The organism is Mesorhizobium sp. C395A, from assembly GCF_030323205.1.
Classification (GTDB): Bacteria; Pseudomonadota; Alphaproteobacteria; order Rhizobiales; family Rhizobiaceae; genus Mesorhizobium.
This window is the reverse complement of the sequence record NZ_CP100473.1, coordinates 2,481,655-2,493,100: the sequence shown is the minus strand read 5'-3', so window position 1 is coordinate 2,493,100 and position 11,446 is coordinate 2,481,655. Positions and strand designations below refer to the sequence as shown.

At 61.8% G+C, this 11,446-nt stretch carries 14 protein-coding genes and 1 riboswitch; of the genes, 10 read left to right on the top strand and 4 right to left on the bottom strand.

The genetic code is table 11. The features are described 5' to 3' along the window. Positions 1–61 precede the first annotated feature (61 nt). From cobW to NLY37_RS12335, 4 genes are all read right to left on the bottom strand, one after another. Positions 62–1,114 carry a cobalamin biosynthesis protein CobW gene (gene cobW, locus NLY37_RS12350; RefSeq protein ID WP_023714305.1) on the bottom strand — a complete coding sequence of 351 codons (1,053 nt, stop codon included), beginning with the start codon at positions 1,112–1,114 and terminating at the stop codon, positions 62–64. A 2-nt stretch (positions 1,115–1,116) separates the two neighbouring features. Further along, complete coding sequence (locus tag NLY37_RS12345; RefSeq protein WP_023700378.1) at positions 1,117–1,542, bottom strand: DUF1636 family protein; 426 nt, start codon at positions 1,540–1,542, stop codon at positions 1,117–1,119. 38 nt (positions 1,543–1,580) lie between these two features. Further along, positions 1,581–1,785, bottom strand: a riboswitch (cobalamin riboswitch). Positions 1,786–1,843: 58 nt separating this feature from the next. Beyond that, the gene (locus NLY37_RS12340) at positions 1,844–2,536 is read right to left on the bottom strand and encodes a DUF6348 family protein (protein ID WP_023739145.1); all 693 of its coding nucleotides are present in this window, start codon (positions 2,534–2,536) and stop codon (positions 1,844–1,846) included. Positions 2,537–2,565: 29 nt separating this feature from the next. After that, entirely contained in the window at positions 2,566–3,789 is a 1,224-nt protein-coding gene (locus tag NLY37_RS12335) for a winged helix-turn-helix domain-containing protein (protein WP_286438805.1), read from the bottom strand. 327 nt (positions 3,790–4,116) lie between these two features. Here NLY37_RS12335 and NLY37_RS12330 point away from each other — a divergent pair, with 327 nt between their 5' ends. From NLY37_RS12330 to NLY37_RS12285, 10 genes are all read left to right on the top strand, one after another. Further along, positions 4,117–4,482, top strand: a complete 366-nt coding sequence (locus NLY37_RS12330; protein WP_023670825.1) for an NADH-quinone oxidoreductase subunit A — start codon at positions 4,117–4,119, stop codon at positions 4,480–4,482. Beyond that, the gene (locus NLY37_RS12325; RefSeq protein ID WP_023670824.1) at positions 4,473–5,054 is read left to right on the top strand and encodes a NuoB/complex I 20 kDa subunit family protein; all 582 of its coding nucleotides are present in this window, start codon (positions 4,473–4,475) and stop codon (positions 5,052–5,054) included. Before NLY37_RS12330 ends, NLY37_RS12325 begins: the two co-directional genes overlap by 10 nt. A gap of 4 nt (positions 5,055–5,058) precedes the next feature. Further along, positions 5,059–5,661: an NADH-quinone oxidoreductase subunit C gene (locus tag NLY37_RS12320; RefSeq protein ID WP_023670823.1), complete on the top strand. Its 603-nt coding sequence runs from the start codon at positions 5,059–5,061 to the stop codon at positions 5,659–5,661. A gap of 33 nt (positions 5,662–5,694) precedes the next feature. Then, a complete protein-coding gene (locus NLY37_RS12315; RefSeq protein WP_031197675.1) occupies positions 5,695–6,072 on the top strand; it encodes a four helix bundle protein in 378 nt (125 codons plus the stop codon). A gap of 66 nt (positions 6,073–6,138) precedes the next feature. Continuing rightward, positions 6,139–7,329 carry an NADH-quinone oxidoreductase subunit D gene (locus NLY37_RS12310; protein ID WP_023685196.1) on the top strand — a complete coding sequence of 397 codons (1,191 nt, stop codon included), beginning with the start codon at positions 6,139–6,141 and terminating at the stop codon, positions 7,327–7,329. Continuing rightward, positions 7,329–7,841, top strand: coding sequence for a DUF7674 family protein (locus NLY37_RS12305; RefSeq protein WP_023700376.1), 513 nt, complete (start codon positions 7,329–7,331; stop codon positions 7,839–7,841). Before NLY37_RS12310 ends, NLY37_RS12305 begins: the two co-directional genes overlap by 1 nt. Next, a complete protein-coding gene (locus tag NLY37_RS12300) occupies positions 7,842–9,173 on the top strand; it encodes an NADH-quinone oxidoreductase subunit E (protein WP_023714307.1) in 1,332 nt (443 codons plus the stop codon). It abuts the gene before it with no gap. Then, a complete protein-coding gene (locus NLY37_RS12295) occupies positions 9,173–9,376 on the top strand; it encodes a hypothetical protein (protein ID WP_023690953.1) in 204 nt (67 codons plus the stop codon). The genes NLY37_RS12300 and NLY37_RS12295 overlap by 1 nt, the downstream gene beginning before the upstream one ends. Before the next feature lie 3 nt (positions 9,377–9,379). Further along, positions 9,380–10,684, top strand: a complete 1,305-nt coding sequence (nuoF, locus tag NLY37_RS12290; RefSeq protein WP_023670819.1) for an NADH-quinone oxidoreductase subunit NuoF — start codon at positions 9,380–9,382, stop codon at positions 10,682–10,684. Positions 10,685–10,758: 74 nt separating this feature from the next. Further along, the gene (locus NLY37_RS12285) at positions 10,759–11,445 is read left to right on the top strand and encodes a helix-hairpin-helix domain-containing protein (protein WP_023741636.1); all 687 of its coding nucleotides are present in this window, start codon (positions 10,759–10,761) and stop codon (positions 11,443–11,445) included. Position 11,446 lies beyond the last annotated feature (1 nt).

The following is an 11,446-nucleotide window of genomic DNA, read 5'->3' as shown; positions in this document are numbered from 1 at the left end:
TGTTTTTACGCAATTCCTGTGGGAAAACCGTTTCACACTTTTCCTGGAATTGCTCCTGAGATCAGCCGGCGAGTATACGCTCGATCGCCGGGCGGTTCAGCCCCTTCAGGCCGATGACAACGAGACGCGAGCGGCGATCGTCCTCGGCCGTCCAGGCGCGGTCATAATAATGGTTGACGCGCGGGCCGACGGCCTGCAGCAAAAGCCGCATCGGCTTGCCGCCGACATCGACGAAGCCTTTCACACGCAGCACATTCTCTTCCTCGGCAACCGTGGCGACGCGCCTGGCCAGTTCGTCCGGATTGGTGATGGAGGGGATGTCGACGATGAAGGTGTCGAAATCGTCATGCTCGTGGTCGAAGGCGCCGTCATGGTGCGATTTGCGGTTCTCGATGTCGTCCTCGACGGCGAGGCCGAGGCCGAGCAGCACCGAGGGATCGACCTTGCCATGTGCGGTCGGCACGATCTTCACGGCGCGGGCGGAATGTTCATTGATGATGGCGTTGGCGCGGGCCGAACCGGGGGCGTCCATTAGATCGCTCTTCGACAGGATGATCAAATCGGCGCAGGCGATCTGGTCCTCGAAGACTTCTTCGACCGGATCGTCGTGGTCGAGCGTCTCGTCCTGAGCGCGCTGTGCCTGCAGGGCGTCCATATCGTTGGCAACGCGGCCCTCGGCCAGCGCCGGGCCGTCTACCACGGCAATGACGCCATCGACGGTCACCCGGCTCTTCACGCTTGGCCACTGGAACGCCTGGACCAGCGGCTTGGGCAGAGCCAGGCCCGAGGTCTCGATCAGGATGTGGTCAACCTTAGGTGTCAGCGCGAGGATCTTGTCGAGGGCGGGCACGAAATCGTCGGCGACCGTGCAGCAGATGCAGCCATTGGCCAGTTCGAGGATGTTTTCCTCGGGGCAGGTGTCGATGCCGCAGCCTTTCAGGATTTCCCCGTCGATGCCGATGTCGCCGAACTCGTTGACGATGATGGCGATGCGCTTGCCGCCGGCATTTTCCAGGAGATGGCGGACCAGCGTCGTCTTGCCGGCGCCGAGGAAGCCTGTAACGACAGTGCAGGGAACACGGGAGAGGTTGGCGGCCGGGTTTGAAGCGTTCATCGTCAGTCCTTCAGCATGTCGAGGGGTGGGATGCGGGCAACGAGGCCGCGCTTGAGGCTATCGGGCCGGCCGCGCCACGGGATGAGGCCGTCGGCCGAAGTCGCGAAGAGCTTTGCGCCGGTAACGAGGTCGGCGCCGCTGGTTGCGGTCAGATCGCCGAAGACATAGCTCCAGCAGCCATCGCGCAGGATCGCGGCGCTGAGGCGGCGCTTGCAATTGCCGAGACATTCGGCGGTGCGGACCCGGATATCGCCGGCAGCGGCGCGGCGTGTGTCCTCAGCCAGCAATTCGCCGGCGCGCGGATGGGCGTCGGAACCGGTCTCATCGCGGCAGGAGGCGCAGACGATGACGGTCACGCCGGTCAGGGCGTCGTTGTCGCCGGACGCAATGTCCGCTGTGCCAGCCGAAAAACTGCTGTTCTGGTCCAAAAACCGTGCTCCTTGCCCGGAAACCCGCCAGGCGATCGGATACTTTGTCTCAGACGGCAGGTCTCCTGGCTCGCGGGTCGTCGCCTTGGTTAGCCGCCTTCCCGGTGTTACCCAGTGGCTTTCGGCCTTGGCTCGTCGCTTACAGTTGCGGGGACAGCCGCGGATTTGGGACCGAAATCCCGCACCGCATTCCCTCTTGGCCCTTGCCGTTGCGGGCAGGGGACCGTCTGCAGCGGATTTAGGCTTTTGCGGGCGGCGGTGTCAACGCACGGCTACGACATGGCGATGTCGGCAGGGGCTGTCATGTCCCGGCTTCCGGCAGTGCCAGGATGACCTGTCGGATAGCTTGATAGCCATCGCTATAGTCCCAGTCATGGCCGACAGCCAGATTCTGTCCCTCATGCCAAACCGCGTTGTCCAGAAGGACTTCGGCACTAATCAGCGTGCCCTTCAAGCCTGCCAGAAAGGTCCGGACAAAATGGCTTCCGGGGGGTACCGAAGCTGTGAATAGCTTTTCCAGCTTGGCATAGAATGCTGGATAGCCTGGTGTCAGCGAGCATAGCTCGGTTGTGGCCTGGGAAATGACCGGGCCGCTATAGATTTTCCAGCGGGCATCTTTTCGCCAGATCTTCCAACTGGCGCTGCTTCGCTGCCAAAGCTCTATTTCGGCCTGCATGGTCTCGCAGACGTGATCGGCCAGTCCCTCAATGGCCACATGGAAAACACCACGGAGAAACTTTTCAAACGCCTGGTTCAGTTCCTGTTCGCGCGTGTCGCCGAAGCCAGCAAAGGATTCAATGACCGGCTGAACATCAAGCAGCGGAGAAAAAATGTAGATTTCCAGGACCAGCCGGTCAGAACTCGTCTCGAACACCTCAGCCTCAAACCGAAGCTGCTTCGATTGGAGCATGACGTCCCTATCTCTGCGGACTGCATCTATTCCATGCGCAATGAGGGCGCCATGGATCATGTCGAGCACTTTGTCCGATGCCATTGCACAACCTACGAGGCTTATTGAGGCCTCTATGACAGACGCTGCAAGGGTTGGCCATCTCTCTCGCTAGCCAATGCCGGCCCCAGATTGCCGGCCGGCGTCACTTCGATGCGCTCAAGGCCAAGCCAGCCCTGCATCTCCTTTAGTTCCTCGAAAAGCTGTGCGGTGGTCTCAGGCGGTGCGCCTGCTTCGGCATAGGCGGCGTGGACGCGTAAGACACTCGCAGGCCGGTCGGCCTTGAGGTCGACGCGGGCGACGATCTTGTCGCCGAGCAAGAAAGGCAGCACGTAATAGCCATATTGCCGCTTGTCGGCCGGGGTGTAGATCTCGATGCGGTAGCGGAAATCGAAGAGACGCTCGGTGCGCGCGCGCTCGAAGACCACCGGATCGAAGGGGGCCAGCAAGGCGCGGGCCTCGATCTTTCGCGGCAGGCGGGCGTCCCTATAGAGGTAAGCCGGCTTGTCCCAACCTTCGACGTTTACCGGCAGCAACTCGCCCATCTCGACCAGTTCCTCCAACCGGCCCTTCATGTCGGCCGGCGACAAGCGGAAATAATCGCGCAGGTCACCCGACGTCGCGATGCCGTGGGCGCGGGCGGAAATGCGCAGCAATTCGCGGTGCGCGTCCTCGGCCGCCGGCACCGGCAGATCGAGGATCGCCTGCGGCAGCACGCGCTCGGGCAGGTCGTAGAAACGCTCGAAGCCACGGCGGTGCGCCGTGGTGATGCGTCCGGCCCAGAACAGCCATTCGAAGGCGTGCTTGGCGTGGCTCCAGCCCCACCAGCCGCCCGAACCTTTCTGGCCTTCCAGTGCCGAAGCGGCAATCGGGCCGCGCTCGGCGACCGCGCGGTAGATCTCTTCGATATAGGCGGCGTGCTCGCGGCCCCATTTGGCGAGGCCGAGATACATTTCGTCGCCTTGCTCGGCCCGCTGCATGCGCCAGCGCATCAGCGGGTAGGTCTCGACCGGCAGGAACGAGGCCTCATGCGCCCAGTATTCGAACACCGTGCGTTTGCGGGTGATGGCCGCATTGTCGAGCAAAGCCAGCGGGTAGGGGCCAAGCCGCGAATAGAGCGGCATATAGTGGGCGCGCACCACCGCGCTGACGGAATCGATCTGCAGCAAGCCGGTGCGCGACAGCACGCGGGCGAGGTGGCGGCGATCGGGCGTGCCGACCGGGCGGGGATCGAGAAATCCTTGCGCGGCGAGCGCGATGCGCCTGGCCGCGGGGAGTGAGATTTTGTCCTTCGTCAAAGTGTCTTGCCTCGAACCATTTTCCCGACTTTAGCCGGCGATTCCGGTCATGCTAGCAGGCAAATGGCGGGAGATGTGTCAGGAGACAAAAGTGGAGTGAAAGATGAAGGAAATCAAACAGGAGGAGATCGGACCAGTTTTTCCCGGCCTGCCGTCCAGCACTGTCTTTTGAACAAGGTTTGACTTGCTTCGCTGAAAGCCGTGCGCTAACCCTCGCCGCGTTGCAGCAAAGGCACCTAAAACGGTTCAGCGGTTAAACTGTCACGCTTCCGCATTAGGGTTGGTTGCTGTAATCAAAGTGGATTGGCCGCCAACGGAAAGCCGAGCATGAACGTACTCCTCAGTTCATACCTGCCCATCGTCCTCTTCATCGCCGTGGCCGCGGTTGTAGGCCTGGCGCTTATCATCGCGCCGTTCCTGGTGGCTTATCGCAATCCCGATCCGGAGAAGCTTTCCGCCTACGAGTGCGGGTTCAACTCGTTCGACGATGCCCGGATGAAATTCGACATCCGCTTCTACCTGGTGTCGATCCTGTTCATCATCTTCGATCTGGAAGTGGCCTTCCTGTTTCCGTGGGCGGTGTCGTTCTCGAAGATCGGCATGCTCGGTTTCTGGTCGATGATGGTGTTTTTGGCGGTGCTGACCATCGGCTTTGCCTATGAGTGGAAAAAAGGAGCGCTGGAATGGGATTGAACGACAGTTCCGGAACGCTCGTCGCGCCGAAGCCCAAAGGCCTGATCGACCCCAATACCGGACGTCCGGTCGGTTCCGACGATCCGTTCTTCCTCGAGATCAACAATGAACTGGCCGACAAGGGTTTTCTGGTCACCTCGACCGAGGCGCTGATCACCTGGGCACGCAGCGGCTCGCTGATGTTCATGACCTTCGGTCTCGCCTGCTGTGCCGTCGAGATGATCCACACCTCGATGCCGCGCTATGATTCGGAGCGGTTTGGCGTGGCTCCTCGCGCGTCGCCGCGCCAGTCGGACATAATGATCGTGGCGGGAACGCTGACCAACAAGATGGCCCCCGCTTTGCGCAAGGTCTACGACCAGATGCCGGAGCCGCGCTACGTCATCTCGATGGGCTCCTGCGCCAATGGCGGCGGCTATTATCACTATTCCTATTCGGTGGTGCGCGGCTGCGACCGCATCGTGCCGGTCGACATCTATGTGCCCGGCTGCCCGCCGAGCGCCGAAGCGCTGCTCTACGGCATTCTTCTCCTGCAGAAGAAGATCCGCCGCACCGGCACGATCGAACGGTAGACCCATGGCCGCATCCCTGAGCGAACTGTCGACCTATCTTGGCGAAAAGCTGCCGGGCCGCGTCACCGATGCGGTGCTTGCCTATGGCGAACTGACGATCTCGGTTGCTACAGACAATCTGATCGAGGTGACAAGCTTCCTGCGTGACGATTCGGGCTGCCAGTTCATTTCGATCATCGATATCTGCGGCGCCGACTACCCGTCGCGCGTCAAGCGTTTCGATGTCGTCTATCATTTGCTTTCGCCGAAGCAGAATTTGCGCATCCGCATCAAGGTGCAGGCCGACGAAGAGACGCTGGTGCCGTCGCTCACCGCTGTCTATCCCGGCGCCGACTGGTATGAGCGCGAGGCCTACGATCTCTATGGCGTGCTGTTCTCCGGCCATCCGGACCTGCGCCGCATCCTCACGGACTACGGTTTCGAGGGCCATCCCCTGCGCAAGGACTTCCCGCTGACCGGTTTCGTCGAGGTGCGCTACGACGACGAAGCCAAGCGCGTGATCTACGAGCCGGTGGAATTGAAGCAGGAATTCAGGAACTTCGATTTTCTCTCGCCATGGGAAGGGACGGACTACGTCCTGCCGGGCGATGAGAAGGCGAAACAGTGAGTAGGAAGTAGTGAGTAGTCAGTAGCAAAAGATTTGGAGCATCGGATCGAATCTTATCGCGACTTGAAGGTGTGGCAATCGGCGATGACGCTTGCTGAGGATTGCTACCGTTTCACCAAAGAGTTTCCGAGGGATGAGATTTACGGCATGACCTCTCAGATGCGCCGATCGGCGGTTTCGGTCGCAGCGAACGTCGCGGAGGGATACGGTCGGGAGAACAGAGGGTCGTTCGTTCAATTTTTGCGCATGGCGCAAGGCTCGTTGAAGGAACTGGAGACACACATACTGCTGGCATGTCGGGTTGGCCTGCTGCGAAAAGACAATGAGATTGAGCTGCTGCTGCGATGCGAAGAGATTGGAAAAATGATGAGATCTCTTATCCGAACGGTGCAGGCCAAGCAGGCGGAATGAAGCAGGCATTGAGATTGATGATCACTACTCACTACTCACTACTGACTCTTCGCCAGAGGCGCCAGAATGGCTGAAACCTCCGTCCGCAACTTTAACATCAACTTCGGACCGCAGCACCCTGCGGCGCATGGTGTTTTGCGTCTTGTGCTGGAGCTTGACGGCGAGGTGGTCGACCGCGTCGATCCGCATATCGGCTTGCTGCATCGCGGCACCGAAAAGCTGATCGAGCACAAAACCTATCTGCAGGCAGTGCCCTATCTCGACCGGCTCGACTATTGCGCACCGATGAACCAGGAGCATGCCTTCGCGCTCGCCACCGAGCGGTTGCTCGGCATCGAAGTGCCGAAGCGCGGCCAGTTGATCCGCGTGCTCTATTCCGAGCTCAGCCGCATCATGTCGCACATCCTCAATGTGACGACGCAGGCGCTGGATATCGGCGCGCTGACGCCGCCGCTGTGGGGTTTCGTCGAACGCGAAAAGCTGATGGTGTTTTATGAGCGCGCTTCCGGTTCGCGCATGCATGCGGCCTATTTCCGTCCCGGCGGCGTGCACCAGGATCTGCCGGCGAAGCTGGTCGAGGACATCGGCAAGTGGATCGACCCGTTCCTGAAGTCGCTTGACGACCTCGACAGGCTGCTTACCGGCAACCGCATCTTCAAGCAACGCAATGTCGATATCGGTATCGTGTCGCTTGCCGACGCCTGGGCCTGGGGCTTTTCCGGCGTCATGGTGCGCGGCTCGGGTGCGGCCTGGGATTTGCGCAAGTCGCAGCCTTATGAATGCTATTCCGAGATGGATTTCGACATCCCGATCGGCAAGAACGGCGACTGCTACGACCGTTATCTCGTGCGCATGGAAGAGATGCGCCAGTCGGCGAAAATCATGCGCCAGTGCGTCGACCTTCTGCTCGGCAAGGAGAGCACCGGGCCGGTGTCGAACCTCGACGGCAAGGTGGTGCCGCCGAAGCGCCAGGCGATGAAGCGCTCGATGGAAGCGCTGATCCATCATTTCAAGCTCTACACCGAGGGCTATCGCGTGCCGGCCGGCGAGGTCTATGCTGCCGTCGAGGCGCCGAAGGGCGAGTTCGGTGTCTATCTCGTCTCCGACGGCACCAACAAGCCCTATCGCTGCAAGCTGCGCGCGCCCGGCTTCGCGCATCTGCAAGCCATGGATTTCCTCTGCCGCGGCCACATGCTGGCCGACGTCACTGCCGTCCTGGGTTCCCTCGATATCGTCTTCGGGGAGGTTGATCGGTGATGGCGGCAGCCAATCCTACAGTGCGCTCTCAGGTCGGTGTTCGAGGGAATGCCGACGCTGCCCTACCGCGGTGGCGCGAATTGGCAAAAGCCATGCTGCCGGTCGAGTTCGCAGAGGCTTCTTACAACTCGACTCAGCACTGTTCGATCTATGACTTCTTTTTTACCCTGCTACCCAAGACGCGCCTTGCCCACCGCGACAATGACGTCGACAAGCTGGGTAGAATGCACGGGTTCGCCCAATGGGCTGCCGTTCACCCGAACAAACAGATTTGGAATGCGGCTGGTGTCGCTTTTTACGAGCACTTGTTCGACGATGACATCGACGCTGATGCGGTCATGGCATGGATCTCGCCTCAAGTAAGGCAAACTGTTCTGGGGCTGTGGCAATACATGTTGCCCGCAGAGCGATTTGCGAGTGTTGCTCGATCTGCCGAACGCATTCCGTTTTCTCATCAGAAAGAATGTGAAACCGCAATAGCTCTCGTAGCAGAGCAGGGGCCCGATCGCTAAATGTCAGTCCGCCGTCTCGCAGAAGCAAGCGTCCAGCCAGCCTCCTTCGCCTTCAACCGGGCGAATGCGGCGGTTGCGAAGCAATGGATCAAGAAATATCCGAAGGGCCGCGAGCAGTCGGCGATCATTCCCTTGCTGATGATTGCGCAGGAGCAGGAAGGCTGGGTCACCAAGGCGGCGATCGAGACGATTTCGGACATGCTCGGCATGCCGCGCATTCGCGGGCTCGAAGTCGCGACCTTCTACACGCAGTACCAGCTCAATCCGGTCGGCACGCGCGCGCATATCCAGGTCTGCGGCACCACGCCCTGCATGCTGCGCGGCTCGGAAGCGCTGATGGATGTGTGCCGCTCGAAAATCCATCACGACCAGTTCCACACCAACGACAAGGGCACGCTGTCGTGGGAGGAGGTCGAATGCCTCGGCGCCTGCGTCAACGCGCCGATGGTGATGGTCTTCAAGGACACGTTCGAGGATCTGACGCCTGAGCGGCTGGCCGAAATCATCGATCTTTACGATGCAGGCAAGGGCGCCTCGGTTCCCACGGGACCGCAAAACGGCAGAACCGGCTCGGAGCCGGCGCCTGGCCTGACGACGCTGAAGAGCGAAAAGGCGATCCTCAAAGCGACGCGCGACAAGGAAGCCAGGGCGGCGAGCAAGGCTGCCCACGCGGCGCCCGACGCGATCATTGCAGCGCCTGTTCCGGCGCCTGCCGCTCCTGCAGCGGCCGCCCCGGTGGCGCCATCCAACGCCGGCAAGCCGAAAACCGATGCGCCGGAAACCAGCTCGGCGTTGAAGTCGCCCTCCAGGGCCAAGATTGCACCGGCGGCGGAAAAAGCGGCGAGCGTCCCGGCGCCCCTGCATTCGGCCGCCAACGCCAACGCCGCGGCGCCTGAAGTCGAGAAGGTCGCCAAGCAGCGTAATGGCCCGAAGACCACCGCCACGCCGGCAACTGCCTTCACCGCGCCGGAATTCAAGGCGCCAGCGGTCAAGGCCGCGGTGGCCCCGGCCGTCAAGGCGCCGGCAGCCAGGCCCGCAAAGCCGTCGCTCGAGGACAAGAACCGCCCGGCCGGAATCGACAGGCCGGCTGCGGTCGACGATCTCAAGCTGATCTCGGGCATTGGCCCGAAGATCGAGGGCATCCTTCATTCCCTTGGCATCTTCACCTTCACACAGGTCGCATCCTGGAATAAGGCCGAGCGCGACTGGGTGGATGGATATCTCGCTTTCCAGGGCCGCATCGAGCGCGACGACTGGGGCAAGCAGGCCAAGGCGCTCGCCAAGGGCGGCGTCGCCGAATACATCCGCGTCTTCGGCAAGGAGCCACATTGATGGCTGAAGCGCAAAGCACCGGATCTTTGCTGACGCTGCGCAGCATTGTCATCGGCGTTGTCTGCATCGCTGCTGCCAACATCCTTCTGGAGGGGCTCCGGCGCCTCGTCGAATTGCCGTTTTCGGATACCCTGGAATCGATGGCCGCGACCGGCATGGGCGTGCTGGTGTGGTTCTCGATCGTCTTGCGGGGAAAGAGGTAAGTCATGCTGGCTGACAAAGACCGCATCTTCAACAACATCTACGGCCTGTTCGATAAGTCGCTGGCCGGCGCCATGGCGCGCGGCGCCTGGGACAACACGCCCGGCATCATCGCCAAGGGGCGCGAGTGGATCGTCAACGAGATGAAGGCGTCCGGCCTGCGTGGCCGTGGCGGCGCCGGTTTCCCGACCGGGCTGAAATGGTCGTTCATGCCCAAGCAGAGCGACGGAAGGCCGAGCTATCTCGTTGTCAACGCCGACGAATCCGAGCCCGGCACGTGCAAGGACCGCGATATCCTGCGCAACGATCCGCACACGCTGGTCGAGGGCTCGTTCATCGCCGGCTTCGCCATGGGCGCGGTCGCCGCCTACATCTATGTGCGCGGCGAGTTCATCCGCGAGCGCGAAGCGCTGCAGCGCGCCATCGACGAGGCCTATGAGGCCAGGCTGATCGGCAAGAACAACACGTCCGGATACGATTTCGACATCTACATGCACCACGGCGCCGGCGCCTACATCTGCGGCGAGGAAACAGCGCTGCTCGAAAGCCTCGAAGGCAAGAAGGGCCAGCCCCGGCTGAAGCCGCCATTCCCGGCCAATGTCGGCTTGTACGGTTGTCCGACAACCGTGAACAATGTCGAGTCAATCGCGGTGGCGCCGACCATTTTGCGCCGTGGCGCCGCCTGGTTCTCGTCCTTCGGCCGTCCCAACAATGTCGGCACCAAGCTGTTTTGTATCTCGGGCCACGTCAACAATCCGTGCACCGTCGAAGAGGCGATGTCGATCCCGTTCCGCGAGCTGATCGAGACGCATTGCGGCGGCATTCGCGGCGGCTGGGACAATCTCCTGGCGGTCATTCCGGGCGGCGCTTCGGTGCCGCTGGTGCCGGCCGAGCAGATCATCGATGCGCCCATGGATTTCGATGCTTTGCGCGACCTGAAATCCGGCCTCGGCACGGCGGCTGTCATCGTCATGGACAAGTCGACCGATATCGTGAAGGCGATCGCCAGGCTGTCCTATTTTTACAAGCATGAGAGCTGCGGCCAGTGCACGCCATGCCGCGAAGGCACCGGCTGGATGTGGCGGGTGATGGAGCGGCTGGTGCGCGGCGAGGCGCAGAAGCGCGAGATCGACATGCTGCTCGACGTCACCAAGCAGGTGGAGGGCCATACGATCTGTGCGCTGGGCGACGCCGCGGCATGGCCGATCCAGGGCCTGATGCGGCATTTCCGCGGCGAGGTGGAGCGGCGCATCGACGAGTTTTCCCGCAACGCGCACCGGGCCGAACCGGTGATGGTGGCGGCGGAGTAGATTTAAAATACGGGCGCAAGCCCGGGACCGAAATATAGGGGCGGGGAAGACGAAGAAACGACCAGGAGATGTCTATGGCGCCGTATTCGAACCCTTTGATGCCCAATTTGGACCAGCTTGAGAAGATGAACCAGGATTTGACAAGGATGATGCCGAAGGAGATGGCCAGCGCCGTCAACCTTCTCGCGCATCCTGTCGCGGGTGCCGCCGCGATGTCGGCGCTGGGCTTCGGCCTCGCCAACCATGCCTTTGGCGTGTGGCTAGGCGCCTTGTCGGGTGCTGCCGAGGCATCGCAGCGGATTTTCCAGCCGATCATCGACGATTTCGAACAGCGCAGCCAAGGGTTCGCCGAGACCGCCCCCGCCACCAAGGCGCGCGCGGCGACCAGAACCCTGATCGCCGAGGCGCAGACTTTTGCCCAGGATGTGACCGACATTGCCGCCCGCACCGTCGAGGCCGAGCCGGCCGATGCCGTCGCGGAAGACGCTAAGACCGGGTTGATGCCGGAGGATTTCAGGCAGCCCAAGGCCGTGGCTCGTCCGGCCAAGCCGTCGGATCTCAAGGCGATCACCGGCGTTGGGCCGAAGCTGGAAAAGGTGCTGAACGGCCTCGGCATCTGGACCTTTGCCCAGATCGCCGCCTGGGCGCCAGAAGAGATCGCCTGGGTCGAGGACTACCTGTCGCTCACCGGCCGTATCGGCCGCGACGAGTGGACCCGCCAGGCCGCGGCGCTGACGCTGGCCGCCAAGGCGAAGAAGTAGG